Genomic DNA, 15,392 nt, shown 5'->3' on the forward strand with positions numbered 1-15,392 from the left:
TCGTACGACCTTTGCGTGCCGCATTCACCAGTTGCGATTGAGCCATTCGCGCGCCGGCCGCTCGATGACGTAGTAGCTGCAGAGCGCGCAGGCAAAAACCCCGGCCAGCATCAGCCACGGGTCGCTGCCTTGTTCGGAGACGAATTTGTAGAATGGCTGCTGCCACAGATAGAGCGAATACGACCACAGGCCCAACGTCGCCATCGGCCAGGACGACAGCAATCCGGAAAAGAATTGGGTGCTGAAATCGAGCGCGTTGACGGCAATCGCCAGCAGCGGCACGGCGACAAGGTAATGGATCGGCGTCGGCACGGGGTCCATGAACAGCAAAACCGCGCCGGCTGCAGCCGCCAGGGCGACATAGGGTCCCTTCAACATGGCCGGCAGCCTGTCATCGGCCTTGAGCAGGCAGATCGATGCCGACAGCAGGATCGAGGCGATGTGCACATCGGTGCGCCAATAGGTGGTCTCGTAGTCCAGTCTGAACACCCAATAAGACACCGCCCCGTTCGCCATGGCGAGCAAGGCCAGCGCCAGCAGCAACGGGATGACGCGATCGCGCCTGGCAACGGTGGCGCTGATCAGGGCCAGGATCACATAGGCATGCTCCTCGACGCAGAGCGACCAGATATGGTCCAGCGCACCGGCCCGGATGACGAGAATTCCGGCGTAATTGTAGGTGAATGTCAGCGCCGTCAGCGCCGCCTTCCATTTGAAGGCGATGAACGTGCCCGACAGCGCGACCATGGCAACGGCAACGAACACCAGAAGTGCCGGATAGATGCGCGAGAAGCGGCGTTTGAAGAACTTCTTCAGAGGGTAGCGTTCGATGAACAGGATCTCGCCCATCAGCCGGCCGCTGAGCACGAAGAAAAATTCGACGCCCAGCACCCCGAGATTGATTCCGGGAACCGGAAAGAAATGCCCGATCAGCACCAGGGCGATCGACAGTCCGCGCCAGCCGTCGAGATAGGCCAGCCTGGTTCTGGCCGATCTGCCGGCGACCGATAGCGGCGGAGCCAGATGGGTGACGGAAACTTCGGACATGCCGATCCCTTCGCGTTGGACATGCGAAAGGCACGGCGGTGCATGCTCCGAACCCGGCTCGCATTCCCGCCCCATGTCATATTGCAGTGCAAGATAAATTTGTGCAAGTGCGAGATTGCGACCCGGGCAGTACCAGGAGAACTAGCTGGCCGTCATTGCTTCAAGCAAAGGCACTGCGCAGGAGTCGATTCCCTAGGGGAATTGGACCGCTAAGAGTCGCCGCATACGAAAGAGGGGCCGTGGCGGCCCCTCTCCTTGTCCAAAACCGATGATGTCAGGCGTTGGCTGCCGCCACCGCGCGCTTGGCCATCACCGAGATCAGATTGGCGCGATAGTCGGCGGAAGCGTGGATGTCGGTCATCAGGTTCTTGGCAGACACCTTCACACCATTGAGCGACGCGGCATCGAAGCTCTTCGCCAGCGCCGCCTCGATCTCCTTCGAGCGGAAGACGCCGTCGTCGCCGGCGCCGGTGACGGCGACGCTGACGCCATCCTTGCCCTTGGCCACGAACACGCCGACGATCGCGTAGCGCGAGGCCGGATTGCGGAATTTTTCATAGGCGGCCTTCGCCGGTGCGGTGAAGGTGACCGCGGTGATGATCTCGCCATCCTTCAATGCGGTCTCGAACAGCCCCTTGAAGAACTTGTCGGCGGCTATCTCGCGCTTGTTGGTGACGATGGTGGCTCCCAGCGCCAGCAGCGCCGCGGGATAGTCGGCCGCCGGATCGTTGTTGGCGATCGAGCCGCCGATCGTGCCCCTGTGGCGTACCGCCGGGTCGCCGATCAGCGACGCCAGATGGGCAAGCGCCGGGCACGCCTTCTTCAGCTTCTCGTCATTGGCGACGTCGAAATGCGTCGTAGCGGCGCCGATGGTGATCGTCTTGCCCGACACTTTGACACCTTGCAACTCCGTGATGCGCGACAGATCGACGAGATCGGAAGGCGCCGCCAGCCGCGTCTTCATGGCCGGGATCAAGGTCATGCCGCCCGAGAGCAGCTTGGCGTCGTCCGTCTTGATCAGCTTGGCGGCTTCAGTGACCGAGGCGGCACGGTGGTAGTTGACTGCGTACATGGGGTCCTCCTTGAGAGTGCTTAGTCAGTAATGGGTAGTCGGTAGTGAATGCTCAGCTGCCGTTGTTGATGAAGCGCTTCCCTATTCGCTACTCCCTACTCCCTGCTCACTCTTTTCAGTGCTTCGTCGCGGCACGGATCGCTGCCCACACGGTGGACGGCGAAGCCGGCATGGCAATGTCGGGGATGCCGATGGCATCGGTGATGGCGTTGATCACCGCCGGCGGCGAGCCGATGGCGCCGGCCTCGCCGCAGCCCTTGATGCCGAGCGGATTGCCCGGACATGGGGTGTTCGACGTCGAGACCTTGAATGAAGGCAGGTCGTCCGCGCGCGGCATGGTGTAGTCCATGTAGCTCGCCGTCAGCAGCTGCCCGCTGGCGTCGTAGTGAGCGCCTTCCAGCAGCGCCTGGCCGACGCCCTGGGCGATGCCGCCATGCACCTGGCCCTCGACGATCATCGGGTTGATGATGTTGCCGAAATCGTCGGCGGCCACGAACTGGACGATCTCGGTCGTACCGGTTTCCGGGTCGATCTCGACCTCGCAGATGTAGCAGCCCGCCGGGAAGGTGAAATTCGACGGATCGTAGAAGGCCGTTTCCTTCAGCCCGGGTTCCATTCCAGCCGGCAGATTGTGCGCGGTGTAGGCGGCAAGCGCCACCTGGAACCACGGCACGTTCTTGTCGGTGCCGGCGACCTTCAGCGCCCCGTTCTCGATGACGATGTCGCCTTCGTCGGCCTCGAGCAGATGCGCGGCGATCTTCTTGGCCTTGGCCTCCACCTTGTCGAGCGCCTTGGCGATCGCCGACATGCCGACCGCACCCGAGCGCGACCCGTAGGTGCCCATGCCCATCTGCACCTTGTCGGTATCGCCATGGACGATCGAAACCGAATCGATCGGCACGCCGAAACGCTCGTTGACCAATTGCGCGAACGTCGTCTCATGGCCCTGACCATGGCTGTGCGAGCCGGTCAGCACCTCGATCGTGCCGACCGCGTTGACCCGCACTTCCGCCGATTCCCAAAGGCCGACGCCGGCGCCGAGCGAGCCGACCGCCGCCGACGGCGCGATGCCGCACGCCTCGATGTAGCAGCTCATGCCGATGCCGCGCAGCTTGCCCTGCTTTGCCGCCGCGGACTTGCGCTTGGCAAAGCCGGCATAGTCGGAGGTCTTCATGGCCGCATCGAGCGAGGCGCCATAGTCGCCGGCGTCATAGTTCATGATCACCGGGGTCTGGTGCGGAAAGACGGTGATGAAGTTCTTGCGCCGCAGTTCGGCCGGAGAGACGCCGAGTTCGCGCGCTGCTGCTTCCATCGTGCGTTCCAGGAGATAGGTGGCCTCCGGCCGCCCTGCCCCGCGATAAGCATCGACGGGTGCCGTGTTGGTATAGACGGTGCGCACATTGGCATGGATGGCCGGAATATCGTACTGCCCCGACAAAAGCGTCGCGTAGAGATAGGTCGGCACGCAGGACGAGAACAGCGACATGTAGGCGCCGAGATTGGCGATCGTATCGACTTTGAAGCCGGTGATCCGGTTGTTCTTGTCGAACGCCATCTCGACGGTCGAGACATGGTCGCGGCCATGCGCGTCGGTGAGGAAGCTTTCGGTGCGGTCTGCGACCCATTTGACCGGCACGCCGGTCTTCTTCGACGCCCACAGGCAGACGATCTCTTCGGGATAGATGTAGATCTTGGAACCGAAGCCGCCGCCGACATCGGGCGCGATCACCCGCAGCTTGTTTTCCGGCGCGACATTGTAGAAGGCGCTCATCACCAGCCGCGCGACATGCGGGTTCTGCGATGTCGTCCAGCAGGTATAGTGATCTTCCGCCTTGTCGTAGTGGCCGAGAGCCGCGCGCGGCTCCATGGCGTTCGGCACCAGCCGGTTGTTGACGATCTTCATGCGGGTGACATGCGCCGCCGCCTTGATGGCGGCGTCGGTCGCCTTGGCATCGCCGATCTCCCAGTCGAAGATCAAATTGTTCTCGGCCTCGGCGTGGACCTGCGGCGCGCCCTTTTCGAGCGCCTTGGTGGCGTCGACGACGGCCTTCAGTTCCTTGTAGGTGATCTCGACCGCCTCGGCCGCGTCACGCGCCTGGCCCTTGGTCTCGGCCACGACGATGACGACGGCGTCGCCGACATAGCGGACCTTGTCGACGGCCAGCGGCGACCATGCGCCCATCTTCATCGGAGAACCGTCCTTGGAATGGATCATCCAGCCGCAGATGAGGTTGCCGATGCCGTCGGCCTTGAGTTCCTTGCCGGTTAGCACGCCGATGACGCCCGGCATGCCCTGCGCCTTCTTGACGTCGATCTTCTTGATCTGCGCATGCGCGTGCGGGCTGCGCACGAACGCCGCATGCTTCATGCCGGGAACCACCATGTCATCGACATAGCGGCCCGCGCCGGTGATGAAGCGCTTGTCTTCCTTGCGCGCCACGCGAGCGCCAACACCTTCAATGCCCATCAGAAATTCCCTCCCGAGATTGTAGGGGAGTAGGTGAGTAGGGCAGTACGGCAGTAGGGAAAATTGGCTCCGGTTCCCTACTGCCCTACTGCCTTACTGCCCTACTGCCTCGTTCACGCAGCTTGTTTCGCTTTACCCTTGGTCCCCTTCGACATCGTCTTCGATGCGGCGAGGATCGCCTTGACGATGTTGTGGTAGCCGGTGCAGCGGCAGATATTGCCCTCCAGTTCGGCCCGCACCGTCGCCTCATCGAGGCCTTCGGGATGGCGCTTGATCATGTCGGTGGCCGTCATGATCATGCCTGGCGTGCAGAAGCCACATTGCAGGCCGTGATGTTCCTTGAACGCCGCCTGCACGGGATGCAGGTCGGCGCCGTTGGCGAGACCTTCGATCGTCACCACGCTGGAGCCGGACGCCTGGACCGCGAGCATGGTGCAGGACTTGACCGCCTTGCCATCGACATGGACGACGCAGGCGCCGCATTGCGACGTGTCGCAGCCGACATGCGTGCCGGTCAGGCCGAGATTCTCGCGCAGGAAGTGAACCAGCAGCGTTCGATCCTCGGCAGCGCCGCTGACCCGCTTGCCGTTCACCATCAACGAAACGTCCGACATGGTCCCTCCCTGGGTATCAACCTTGGTCATCACGCTGCCGACGCGCTGTGGCACTTCGGCCATGCGTCATTCGTACACCGCACAATGCACAAAAAACAGCGCGACGGAAAAGCGGGATCATTGTACTTTCGGTCATGGCCAGGGCCAAGGATGCATTCCCCTCACCCCATTGCCAAAACGCCGGTTGGAAGCAACAATGTCCTTCGACGCCCGCGCGCCGGAAGCTTGTAGAAACAGCAGCGCATAAAAACAGCGTCGGAGGAAATGCGGGAGAACGCCGCTGACGAGTTCACGGACGCGCTACGCATGCGGCTTGTCGGCGCTGACGACGGACGAGCCCGACATGGACGTATTTGCATGCGCGGTGGCGGCCGAGGCCGCCGCCATCGACGCTGGTTTTGCCCTGCTGTTCTTCTCCCAGAGCCTCGTCGAGGCCGACGCCCTGTCACAGGCACTTCTGACCCACGCACCGGGGCTCCACCATGCCGGCTGCTCGACCGCCGGCGAGATCACGCCACAGGGCCTCGAGGACGGCCATGTGCTCGCCATGCTGCTGCCCTCCGCGGCGTTCACCGCCGTCAGCACCATGGTCGACGATCTGTCCTCGTCGGGCATGGACAGGATCACCGGCGAGGTTGAAGCCTTGAGGCGCAACCTGCGTGGCCGGGTCGGCGGCGAGCACACCAGGAACACTTTCGCGCTCTGCTTCATCGACGGGCTATCCTATGCCGAGGAGGCGGTCAGCTCCGCCATCCACTGGGGCCTTGACGACATTCCCCTGCTCGGCGGCTCGGCCGGCGACGATCTGAAGTTCGAGACGACACGCCTGATCTCGAACGGCAGGGTCACCTCGGACAGCGCCATCATCGTGCTGATCGCCACGGAAATCCCTTTCCACGTCTTCAAGACTGACAATTTCGTTCCGACCGACGAAAAGCTGGTGGTGACGGCGTCCGATGCCGATCATCGCATCGTGCGCGAGTTCAACGCCACCAATGCGGCAGACGAATATGCCGCTTCCGTGGGCATCCTCCCGCAGACCCTGACGCCGTTGAGCTTCGCCTCGCATCCGGTGGTGGTGAAGGTGGGCGGCGAATATTACTGCCGCTCGATCCAGAGAATGCACGCGGACGGCTCGCTGTCGTTCTTCTGCGCCATCGACGACGGCGTCGTGCTGTCGATCGCCCAGCCCAAGGACATGGTGGAATCGACACGCGCCGCCCTGCGCGAGGTCGAGGAGCGGCTGGGTGGTATCGACCTCATCCTCGGCTTCGACTGCGTGCTGCGCCGGCTCGATGCGCGCAACCGGCAGGTCTTTCGCGACATTTCGGAACTCTACCGGATCAACAATGTCGTCGGCTTCGGCACCTATGGCGAGCAGTACCGGTCGATGCATCTGAACCAGACCTTCACCGGCATCGCTTTCGGCGACCGCCAGGCGGCAGAATAAGGCGGCCGGACAACATGCCGCTCAGGGACATAAACGACCTTGAAAAGCTGAAGAAGATCAACGCCGCCCTGGTCAGCCGCGTCGAGCGGTCGATGGACCAGCAAGGCAACGCCTTCTCGCTGTTCCAGACCGCGATTTCGCTGGAAAATCGCGTGCGCACGCGCACCGAAGAGCTGCATTCGACGCTGCGCCGACTGGAGCAATCCAACATCGACCTCAGCGCCGCCAAGGAAAATGCCGAGCTCGCGAACCTGTCCAAGACGAGGTTCCTCGCCGCCGCCAGCCACGACGTGCTGCAACCGCTGAACGCGGCCCACCTCTCCGTCTCGGCGCTGGCTGAAGTGCAGACCAGCGACGAGGGCAGGAAGCTGGTGCGCCAGGTCGAGCGCTCGCTCGAAACGATGGAGGACCTGCTGCGCACCCTGCTCGACATTTCCAAGCTCGATGCCGGCGTGGTGAAGCCCGACATCGGCGACGTCAGCCTGGAGGCGTTGTTCTCGTCACTGCGCTCGGATTTCCAGCCGGTGGCGGCACTCAAGCAGCTGTCGCTGAAGTTCCGGCCGGTCAATGCCGTGGTCCGCTCCGACCGCACATTGCTGCGTCGCATCCTGCAGAACATCCTTTCCAATGCGCTAGGCTATACCCGTTCGGGTGGCGTCCTTGTCGGCACCAGGCATCGCGGCGACACGATCCGCATCGATGTCGCCGATACCGGCTGCGGCATTCCCGAGGACCAGCGCGAGGCGGTGTTCGAGGAGTTCCATCGCGGCACCTTGCCTGCCAATGCCGAGCTCGACGGCGGCGGTCTCGGGCTCGGGCTCGCCATCGTGCGCCGCATGGCCGGCGCGCTCGGGCACCCCGTGACGTTCTCGTCGAAGGTAGGCCACGGCACGATCTTCCACATCGATGTTCCTGTCGGCATCGGCGCCCCCGCCGACGCCATCGCCAGCGCCGCCAGCCTGGAGCGGCCGCGCGGCTACGGCCTGTTCGGCACCAAGGTGCTGCTGGTCGAAAACGACATCGAGGTGCTGGAGGCGATGACCTTCCTGCTCGAACGCTGGCAATGCCTGGTGCGGGCCGCGACCTCGACCGACGATGCGCTGGACATGCTTGGCGACACCGACTGGGTGCCCGACATCGTCATCGCCGACCAGCATCTCGACGGCGGCGATCTCGGCACCGCCACCATATCAGAGGTCCGCAACTATATCGGCCGCGCCGTGCCGGCGCTGATCGTCACCGCCGACAGTTCCGAGGAAATTGCCAAGGCCGCCCGCGCGGGCGGCATCGAACTGATGCGCAAACCGCTGAAACCAGCACAACTAAGGGCGCTGCTGGCACATTTGCTGGCTTAGGCTACCCTCCCCTCGATGGGAGGTCGGCGCGGAGCGCCGGGGTGGGGTGCGGCGCCAAGCTCCCCCATCCCGCTCCGCTTCGCGGATCGACCCTGCCCACAAGGGAGGGTAAAAGATCAAAACCCTGCTTGATCCCGAAACAGCTCCGCATTGTCCAGCTTCGAAACCTCGATCACCGCTTGCGTGCGGCTGTAGACATTGAGCTTGCGCAGGATCTCGGAGACATGCGCCTTGACCGTGGTCTCGCCGACCTGCAGTTCGTAGGCGATCTGCTTGTTGAGCAAGCCCTGGCGCAGCATCTGCAGCACCCGCAATTGCTGCGGCGTCAGCTTGGACAGGCGCTGGACCATGTCGGCGCGGTCGCTGCTGTCGGCGTCCGCCGGCTGGCCCTCATAGGTTTGCGGGACGTAGATGGCGCCATCCATCACCGAGCGGATGGCGGCCGCCAGGTCGCTCTTGCGCGCCGATTTCGGAATGAAGCCTGCCGCACCATAGGACAAGGCCTCGGAGATGATCCTCGGCTCCTCATATCCCGACACGATCACCACCGGCAGGCGTGGATAACGGGTCCTGAGCTGCAGCAGGCCGTCGAAGCCATGCACGTCGGGCATTGAGAGATCGAGAAGCGCCAGGTCGAAAGGCTTGGCGTCGGCCAGGAGATCGAGCGCCTCGGTGATCGAGCGCGCCTCGACCGTATCGACTTCCGGATAGGCCATCTGGACGGCGCTGTGCAGCGCCTCGCGAAACAGCGGATGGTCATCGATGATGAGGAACCGGGCGCGATCATTGACTGCGGTCATGACATTCGTTCCGAAGCCCCGTATTCAGTTTCCAGCACAAGCTAATCCCACGAGCATGACCGGATTATTGCCAAATAGTCTACCGTTGATAGCCGGATTCGCATCCAGGCACCGCGACGCGCGGGCCCTGTGAAATGCGACGCCTTGCCCGGCCCCTGAATTCGGCCGAAGGTACCCGGCATCCGACGTCCAAGACAGAGACCGCCATGACCGCTTTCGTTCTCCCCGTCCCGCCAACGCCTTCTGTCGCCGTCAGCGGGTCGACCGAGCGGTTCGCCGTGCGCCGCATCTTCTGCGTCGGCCGCAACTACGCGGCGCACGCGCGCGAATTCGGTAATGATGAGCGCGATCCGCCCTTCTTCTTCACCAAGCCGGCCGACGCAGTGGTCGATTCCGGTATGACCATTCCCTACCCGCCGCTCACCGCCAACCTGCACCATGAGATCGAGCTGGTCGCCGCGATCGGCAGACCGGGCTTCCGCATCCCGCGTGAGCGGGCGCTGGATCATGTCTGGGGTTATGGTGTCGGCATCGACCTCACCCGCCGCGATTTGCAGGACGAGGCCAAGAAGGCGGCGCGTCCCTGGGACTGGTCGAAGGCATTCGACCGCTCGGCGCCGTGCGGCCCGCTCGTCCCGGCGCAGAAATCCGGCCACCCGCAAAAGGGCCGCATCTGGCTCGCGGTCGACGGCAAGGTCAGGCAGGATGCCGACCTCGCCGAGCTGATCTGGCCGATCGCCGACGTCGTCTCGATCTGCAGCGAGGCGATGGAGCTCGAAGCCGGGGACCTGATCTTCACCGGCACGCCCGCCGGCGTCGGCGCGATCAAGCCAGGCGAGACGATGACCGGCGGCGTCGACGGCATCGGCACGATCGAAGTGACCATTGGCCAGCCGAAGTAAGCGCATGAGCGAGTTCGTCCTGCACAATTACTATCGGTCCTCCACCTCCTACCGGGCGCGGATCGCGCTGGAGATGAAGGGGCTGAACTACAACTATGTCCCGCACCATTTGCGCCATGGCGACCATCTGGAACCGGCCTATCTCGCGGTCAATCCGCAGGGGCTCGTGCCGGCGCTGGTGCTGGGCGACGGGACCCTTTTGACGCAGTCGCTGGCGATCATCGAATATCTCGACGAGATCCAGCCCGCACCGCCGCTGCTGCCTGGGGACGCACTTGGCCGGGCGCGCGTGAGAATGCTGGCGCAGATGATCGCCTGCGACATCCATCCGGTGAACAATCTGCGTGTGCTGACCTCGCTGCGCACCCTGTTCGGCGCCGGCGACCAGGACATCACCAACTGGTTCCGCCACTGGGTGAACGAAGGTTTCCGGCCGCTTGAAAAGCTCCTGGCGTCGTCGCCGCAGACCGGAACATTCTGCCACGGCGAGACGCCGGGGCTCGCCGATATCTGCCTGGTTGCGCAAATCGCCAGCAACGCCCGTTTCGGCGTGGACTTGGCGCCCTACCCGACAATCGCACGCATCAACGCCGCCTGCACGGCACTGCCAGCCTTCCAGAAGGCCGCGCCTGAGAAACAAATCGATGCCGAATAGGGAAGCCAAAGATCCCGCGGAAGCCAAGGCGCTGGCCGATGTCGAGGCATATGGCTGCCACATTCTCTACGTGTTGGAAGAGGACGACAACCCACCGTTCAGCTACTCAGTTGGCATAGAGCACAACTTCAAGGCTCCAGAGTTGATCGTCATCGGCCTGAAGCCTGAAATCTCCCAATCCATCATCAACGAATATTGCAGGCGAGTCCGATCAGGCGAGATCTTCGAACCAGGACAGCGAGCGTCCGGCTTCGTCAACGGCTTCGATTGCCAGTTCGGCACCGTTCATGTGGAGCATTATCGCGAGCATTTCGGCTGGGATATCTGGTTCTACGATGGGCTCGATTTTCGCGTCATGCAGCTGATCTTTCCCACGACCGAAGGGGTCTGGCCATGGGAGGCCGACGCCAGCGACTGGTTCCGAGCGCGCCAGCCGTTGCTCGATACCGAGCCTTCGCCAAAGGACATGGACTGACCTGTCCGGCGGAATCGATTTCCGCTTGACCGGACAAGGAATCGGCTATCGTTTCCCGCAATGCGTGCCGTCTTAAGGGTGGAGTGACCGATGAAAGCCGTCGTCTTCGAGAAATTCGGCGAAGCGCCGACTATCCAGACCGTTCCCGATCCGAAACCGGCTGCCGATGGCGTCGTCATCAAGGTCGAGGCGACCGGGCTCTGCCGCAGCGACTGGCATGGTTGGATGGGCCATGACGCCGATATCCGCCTGCCGCATGTGCCGGGCCACGAACTGGCCGGCATCGTCGTCGCGGCAGACAAGCATGTGACCCGCTGGAAGGCCGGCGAGCGCGTCACGGTGCCGTTCGCCGTCGGCTGCGGCCATTGCTTCGAATGCAATTCGGGCAATCACCAGGTCTGCGAACATCAATCGCAGCCCGGCTTCAACGCCTGGGGCTCCTTCGCCGAATATGTCGCCATCGAGCATGCCGACACCAATCTGGTGCGCCTGCCCGACGAGATGGAATTCGCCACCGCCGCCAGCCTCGGCTGCCGCTTCGTCACCTCGTTTCGTGCCATCGTCGACCAGGGCCGGGTGACGCCGGGCGAATGGGTGGCGGTGCATGGCTGCGGTGGCGTCGGCCTGTCGGCGATCATGATCGCCAGCTCGATGGGCGCCAATGTCATCGCCATCGACCTCACCGACGAGAAGCTGGATTTCGCCAGAAAGATCGGCGCCGTCGCCACCATCAATGCGTCCACGACGCCGAACGTGGTCAAGGCAGTCAAGCAGATCACCAATGGCGGCGCGCATATGTCGATGGACGCGCTCGGCCACCCGACCACCTCGTTCAACTCGATCGCCAATCTGCGCCGGCGCGGCCGCCACGTGCAGGTCGGGCTGATGCTTGGCGATCACGCCCGCCCGCAGGTGCCGATGGACAAGGTGATCGCCTTCGAACTCGAAATCCTCGGCAGCCATGGCATGCAGGCCTATCGCTACCCGGCGATGATGGAGATGATCCGCCACGGCAAGCTCAAGCCAGAATTGCTGGTCGGCAAGAAGATCAGCCTCGACGAGGCGCCCGCCGCGCTGATGGCGATGGGTGGTTTCGAGGGAATCGGCATTGGGGTTGTGACGAAGTTTTAAGTTCGCTTCTCGAATTACCGCGCAAACTTCTTCGCCCCGAACACGCAGGCCACCACGCCGAGCGTGACAACCACCATTAGCGGGCTGACCTGCTCGTGCAGCAGCTTCGCCGCTAGCGCGAGGCCGAAGAAGGGCTGCAGCAACTGCAGCTGCCCGACGGCGGCGATGCCGCCTTGCGCCAGGCCGCGATACCAGAAGACGAAGCCGATCAGCATGCTGAACAGCGAGACATAGGCCAGCCCGATCCAGGCGTGGGAGCCGACGGCGGCAAACGACGGCGGCAAGGTCGCCAAAGTCAGCACCAGCATGATCGGCAGCGACAGCGTCAGCGCCCAGCAGATCACCTGCCAGCCACCGAGCTTGCGCGACAGCGCGGCACCCTCGGCATAGCCCAGGCCGCAGACGACGATGGCGGCGAGCATCAGACCGTCGCCGACCGGCGAGGCCGTCACGCCCTGCGTCAGCGCAAAGCCCGCGACCAGCGCGCTGCCCACGCAGGAAAACAGCCAGAACGCCGGTCGTGGACGCTCACCGCCGCGCAGCACGCCGAAGATCGCGGTTGCCAGCGGCAGCAGCCCGACGAAGATGATCGAGTGGGCGGAGGTGACATGCTTCAGCGCCAGCGCGGTCAGCAGCGGAAAGCCGACCACCACGCCGAGTGCGACGATCACCAGCGACAGCAAATCCCCACGCTCCGGGCGCTTTTGCCGGAACAGGATCAGCATGGCCAGGCCAAGCAGCCCGGCAATCGCGGCGCGGGCCGATGTCAGGAATGTCGGATCGAAATCCACCACCGCCACGCGCGTCGCCGGCAGCGAGCCGCTGAAGATCAGCACGCCGATAAATCCGTTCAGCCAGCCGCTCGCGATCTTGTCCATTCCAGGCTCCATGTCTTTCGCCCTCTATCGGGCAGACACCCATGGTGCAGCCAGAGACAATGGGGTACAATTTCACGAAACTGTAATGAACAGTCGAGCAGTACAGATGCCTGAACCCGCTTTGGAAACGGACGGCGCACACACCCTTGTCACGACCACCCTCGTCGAGACTGTCATGGCGACCATTCGCCAGCGGATCGCGGCACGCAGCCTGACACCGGGAGCGCGACTGCCCTCGATCCGTGCCTTCGCCAAATCCATGCAGGTGTCGAAATCCACCGTGGTCGAGGCCTATGAGCGGCTCGCAGCCGAAGGCGCGATCCGCTCCCGGCCGGGCTCGGGCTTTTATGCCGCCGGCTCGCTGGCGCCGCTATCGCTGGCCGAGATCGGCCCTCGCCTCGACCGCGCCATCGATCCGCTCTGGGTCTCGCGCCAATCGCTGGAAGCCGGCGACGAGATCCTGAAACCCGGCTGCGGCTGGTTGCCGGCCGCCTGGATGCCCCAGTCCGCCTTGCGTCGCGCGCTGCGCACGGTGGCGCGTGCCGATGATGTCGCGCTCGCCGATTACGGCACGCCGCTCGGCTTGCCGCCCTTGCGGCAATTGCTGGCGCGGCGCATGGCCGGGCATGGCATCGAAGTCTCGCCCGAACAGATCATGCTAACCGAATCGGGCACACAGGCCATCGACCTGTTGTGCCGGTTCCTGATCGAGCCCGGCGATACGGTGCTGGTCGACGATCCCTGCTATTTCAATTTTCACGCTTTGCTGCGCGCCCACCGCGCCAAGGTGGTCAGCGTTCCCTACACGCCGTCGGGTCCGGATATCGAGCTGTTCGCGCAGGCGCTGGCTGAGCACCGGCCGCGGCTCTACATCACCAATTCCGCCATCCACAACCCGACCGGCGCGATCCTGTCGCCGGTCACGGCGCACCGGCTGCTGAAAATCGCCGACCAATCGGACCTGACCATTGTCGAGGACGATATCTTCGCCGATTTCGAACATGCCCCCGCCCCCAGGCTGGCGGCCTTCGATGGTCTCAGCCGCGTTGTCCAAATCGGCAGCTTCTCCAAGACACTGTCGGCCTCGGTCCGCTGCGGCTTCATCGCCGCGCCCCGCGACTGGATCGAGGGCCTGACCGACCTCAAGATCGCCACGACCTTCGGTGGCGGACGGCTGGCGGCAGAACTGGTGCTGACGCTGCTGAAGGACGGCAGCTACCGCAAGCACATGGACCTGCTGCGCGCCAAGCTTGCGCGCGTCATGAGCGAGACCAGCACCCGCCTCAAGGCGATCGGCATCACGCCCTGGATCGACCAGCCGGCCGGCCTGTTCCTGTGGTGCAGCCTGCCCGATGGCGTGGACGCGGCCGAAGTCGCACGCCGCGCCCTTTCGGATGATGTCGTGCTGGCGCCCGGCAACGCGTTCAGCCTGTCCCAGACCGCCAGCCGGTTCCTGCGCTTCAACGTTGCGCAGTGCGAAGACAAGCGGATTTTCAAGGTAATCGAGGCGGCGATGGCGCGCTGATCTCAGCGGCTGACGCAAACCTCCCGCACGCAGTCGCGCAACCAGCGTTGCGCCGGGTCGGCATCGAGGCGCGGATGCCAGAGCATCGATATGGTGACATCCACGATGGCGACCGGCAGCGGAAAACTGTGCATGCCGGCGCGCGCACCCACCGTATGCCGCTCGGGCACGCTGGCGATCAGGTCCGAGCCACGCGCCATGGCGAGCGCGGCCGAGAAACCCGACACCATGCATACGACCGTCCGCTGCAGGCCAAGCGCACTCAGGGCCTCATCGATCGGCCCTCTCTCGCGGCCGCGCCGCGAGACGTTGATGTGCCGGCCCGCCGCAAAGCGTTCCGGCGTCACCGTGCCTTCGCCCAAGGGATGGCCGGCTCGAACAACACCGATGAAGCGGTCGCGAAACAGCGTCTGGATACGCACTTCGGGTCCGGTTTCACCGGCGACGCCGATTTCCAAGTCGATCGCCGCTTCGCGCAGCGACATCGCATCCTTGTCGGACTTCGGCGCGAAACGCAGCCGCACCCCTGGCGCATCGACCTCGATGCGGGCGACGAGACGAGGACCGAATTCCTCGACGAAGCCTTCGTTGGTGCGCAATGTGAAGACGTTGTCCAGGCTTGAGAGATCAAGCAGTTCGGCGGGGCGCAGCAGCGCCTCCGCGTCCTGGACGACAGGGCCAACCTGCCGCCGCAATTCTTCCGCGCGCGGTGTCGCCACCAGGCCGCGCCCGGCGCGAACCAGCAGGGGATCGCCTGTTGCCTCGCGCAGCCGTGCCAGTGTCCGGCTCATGGCCGAAGGACTGAAGCGCAAACGGCGCGCGGCACGTGCCACACTGCCTTCCGCGAGCAGAACGTCCAGCGCAAAGAGCAGATTGAGATCGGGTGACGTCATCGGCCGATCATAGCATATGATATGGCGTTTGATGCACGAATATGATGCAAATGCTGCGCCTTCCGCCATATCAGCCACAGGGCTACATCTCCGACAGCTCCGGTACCGGAGCCGACAAAAGGAGATCG

At 63.9% G+C, this 15,392-nt stretch carries 14 protein-coding genes; 7 read left to right on the plus strand and 7 right to left on the minus strand.

All coding sequences use genetic code 11. The features are described from left to right. Window positions 1-24 precede the first annotated feature (24 nt). From X741_RS139800 to X741_RS139785, 4 genes are all read right to left on the minus strand, one after another. Window positions 25-1,047 carry an acyltransferase gene (locus tag X741_RS139800; protein WP_023780351.1) on the minus strand — a complete coding sequence of 341 codons (1,023 nt, stop codon included), beginning with the start codon at window positions 1,045-1,047 and terminating at the stop codon, window positions 25-27. A 274-nt stretch (window positions 1,048-1,321) separates the two neighbouring features. Beyond that, window positions 1,322-2,119, minus strand: coding sequence for a xanthine dehydrogenase family protein subunit M (locus X741_RS139795; RefSeq protein ID WP_023780352.1), 798 nt, complete (start codon window positions 2,117-2,119; stop codon window positions 1,322-1,324). A gap of 115 nt (window positions 2,120-2,234) precedes the next feature. Further along, a complete protein-coding gene (locus tag X741_RS139790; RefSeq protein ID WP_023780353.1) occupies window positions 2,235-4,586 on the minus strand; it encodes a xanthine dehydrogenase family protein molybdopterin-binding subunit in 2,352 nt (783 codons plus the stop codon). Window positions 4,587-4,699: 113 nt separating this feature from the next. Then, window positions 4,700-5,200, minus strand: coding sequence for a (2Fe-2S)-binding protein (locus X741_RS139785; RefSeq protein WP_023763466.1), 501 nt, complete (start codon window positions 5,198-5,200; stop codon window positions 4,700-4,702). Window positions 5,201-5,543: 343 nt separating this feature from the next. Between X741_RS139785 and X741_RS139780 the strand changes: the two genes are divergently transcribed. Then, window positions 5,544-6,650: an FIST signal transduction protein gene (locus X741_RS139780; RefSeq protein ID WP_031250595.1), complete on the plus strand. Its 1,107-nt coding sequence runs from the start codon at window positions 5,544-5,546 to the stop codon at window positions 6,648-6,650. A 14-nt stretch (window positions 6,651-6,664) separates the two neighbouring features. Next, a complete protein-coding gene (locus tag X741_RS139775) occupies window positions 6,665-8,005 on the plus strand; it encodes a hybrid sensor histidine kinase/response regulator (protein ID WP_023780355.1) in 1,341 nt (446 codons plus the stop codon). Between the two features lie 116 nt (window positions 8,006-8,121). On the opposite strand, the gene X741_RS139770 is transcribed toward X741_RS139775, so the two are convergent. Beyond that, complete coding sequence (locus X741_RS139770; RefSeq protein WP_013895059.1) at window positions 8,122-8,805, minus strand: response regulator transcription factor; 684 nt, start codon at window positions 8,803-8,805, stop codon at window positions 8,122-8,124. A 206-nt stretch (window positions 8,806-9,011) separates the two neighbouring features. On the opposite strand from X741_RS139770, the gene X741_RS139765 reads away from it, so the two are divergent. The 4 genes from X741_RS139765 to X741_RS139750 all read left to right on the plus strand — a co-directional run bounded on the left by X741_RS139765 (window position 9,012) and on the right by X741_RS139750 (window position 11,968). Continuing rightward, complete coding sequence (locus X741_RS139765; protein WP_023780356.1) at window positions 9,012-9,707, plus strand: fumarylacetoacetate hydrolase family protein; 696 nt, start codon at window positions 9,012-9,014, stop codon at window positions 9,705-9,707. Between the two features lie 4 nt (window positions 9,708-9,711). Continuing rightward, window positions 9,712-10,362 carry a maleylacetoacetate isomerase gene (gene maiA, locus X741_RS139760; RefSeq protein ID WP_023780357.1) on the plus strand — a complete coding sequence of 217 codons (651 nt, stop codon included), beginning with the start codon at window positions 9,712-9,714 and terminating at the stop codon, window positions 10,360-10,362. Continuing rightward, window positions 10,352-10,837, plus strand: coding sequence for a DUF4262 domain-containing protein (locus X741_RS139755; RefSeq protein ID WP_023780358.1), 486 nt, complete (start codon window positions 10,352-10,354; stop codon window positions 10,835-10,837). Before maiA ends, X741_RS139755 begins: the two co-directional genes overlap by 11 nt. A gap of 90 nt (window positions 10,838-10,927) precedes the next feature. Next, entirely contained in the window at window positions 10,928-11,968 is a 1,041-nt protein-coding gene (locus tag X741_RS139750) for a zinc-dependent alcohol dehydrogenase family protein (RefSeq protein WP_023780359.1), read from the plus strand. 14 nt (window positions 11,969-11,982) lie between these two features. On the opposite strand, the gene X741_RS139745 is transcribed toward X741_RS139750, so the two are convergent. Continuing rightward, window positions 11,983-12,846 (minus strand): DMT family transporter, encoded by an 864-nt coding sequence (locus X741_RS139745; RefSeq protein ID WP_023780360.1) that lies wholly within the window; start codon window positions 12,844-12,846, stop codon window positions 11,983-11,985. Window positions 12,847-12,952: 106 nt separating this feature from the next. Here X741_RS139745 and X741_RS139740 point away from each other — a divergent pair, with 106 nt between their 5' ends. Further along, the gene (locus X741_RS139740; protein WP_023780361.1) at window positions 12,953-14,371 is read left to right on the plus strand and encodes a PLP-dependent aminotransferase family protein; all 1,419 of its coding nucleotides are present in this window, start codon (window positions 12,953-12,955) and stop codon (window positions 14,369-14,371) included. Between the two features lie 2 nt (window positions 14,372-14,373). Here X741_RS139740 and X741_RS139735 read toward each other — a convergent pair whose 3' ends face one another. Continuing rightward, window positions 14,374-15,264 (minus strand): LysR family transcriptional regulator, encoded by an 891-nt coding sequence (locus X741_RS139735; RefSeq protein WP_023780362.1) that lies wholly within the window; start codon window positions 15,262-15,264, stop codon window positions 14,374-14,376. Between the last annotated feature and the right edge of the window lie 128 nt (window positions 15,265-15,392).

This window comes from Mesorhizobium sp. LNHC221B00, from assembly GCF_000502935.1.
Lineage (GTDB): Bacteria > Pseudomonadota > Alphaproteobacteria > Rhizobiales > Rhizobiaceae > Mesorhizobium > Mesorhizobium opportunistum.

Excerpts from the sequence above, each read along its gene's own strand:
- X741_RS139775 (WP_023780355.1), top strand. The coding sequence starts at position 6,665 with ATGCCGCTCAGGGACATAAACGACCTTGAAAAGCTGAAGAAGATCAAC.
- X741_RS139740 (WP_023780361.1), top strand. The coding sequence starts at position 12,953 with ATGCCTGAACCCGCTTTGGAAACGGACGGCGCACACACCCTTGTCACG.
- X741_RS139750 (WP_023780359.1), top strand. The coding sequence starts at position 10,928 with ATGAAAGCCGTCGTCTTCGAGAAATTCGGCGAAGCGCCGACTATCCAG.
- X741_RS139780 (WP_031250595.1), top strand. The coding sequence starts at position 5,544 with ATGGACGTATTTGCATGCGCGGTGGCGGCCGAGGCCGCCGCCATCGAC.
- X741_RS139795 (WP_023780352.1), bottom strand. The coding sequence starts at position 2,119 with ATGTACGCAGTCAACTACCACCGTGCCGCCTCGGTCACTGAAGCCGCC.
- X741_RS139770 (WP_013895059.1), bottom strand. The coding sequence starts at position 8,805 with ATGACCGCAGTCAATGATCGCGCCCGGTTCCTCATCATCGATGACCAT.
- X741_RS139735 (WP_023780362.1), bottom strand. The coding sequence starts at position 15,264 with ATGACGTCACCCGATCTCAATCTGCTCTTTGCGCTGGACGTTCTGCTC.
- X741_RS139800 (WP_023780351.1), bottom strand. The coding sequence starts at position 1,047 with ATGTCCGAAGTTTCCGTCACCCATCTGGCTCCGCCGCTATCGGTCGCC.
- X741_RS139755 (WP_023780358.1), top strand. The coding sequence starts at position 10,352 with ATGCCGAATAGGGAAGCCAAAGATCCCGCGGAAGCCAAGGCGCTGGCC.
- maiA (WP_023780357.1), top strand. The coding sequence starts at position 9,712 with ATGAGCGAGTTCGTCCTGCACAATTACTATCGGTCCTCCACCTCCTAC.
- X741_RS139745 (WP_023780360.1), bottom strand. The coding sequence starts at position 12,846 with ATGGACAAGATCGCGAGCGGCTGGCTGAACGGATTTATCGGCGTGCTG.
- X741_RS139785 (WP_023763466.1), bottom strand. The coding sequence starts at position 5,200 with ATGTCGGACGTTTCGTTGATGGTGAACGGCAAGCGGGTCAGCGGCGCT.
- X741_RS139765 (WP_023780356.1), top strand. The coding sequence starts at position 9,012 with ATGACCGCTTTCGTTCTCCCCGTCCCGCCAACGCCTTCTGTCGCCGTC.
- X741_RS139790 (WP_023780353.1), bottom strand. The coding sequence starts at position 4,586 with ATGGGCATTGAAGGTGTTGGCGCTCGCGTGGCGCGCAAGGAAGACAAG.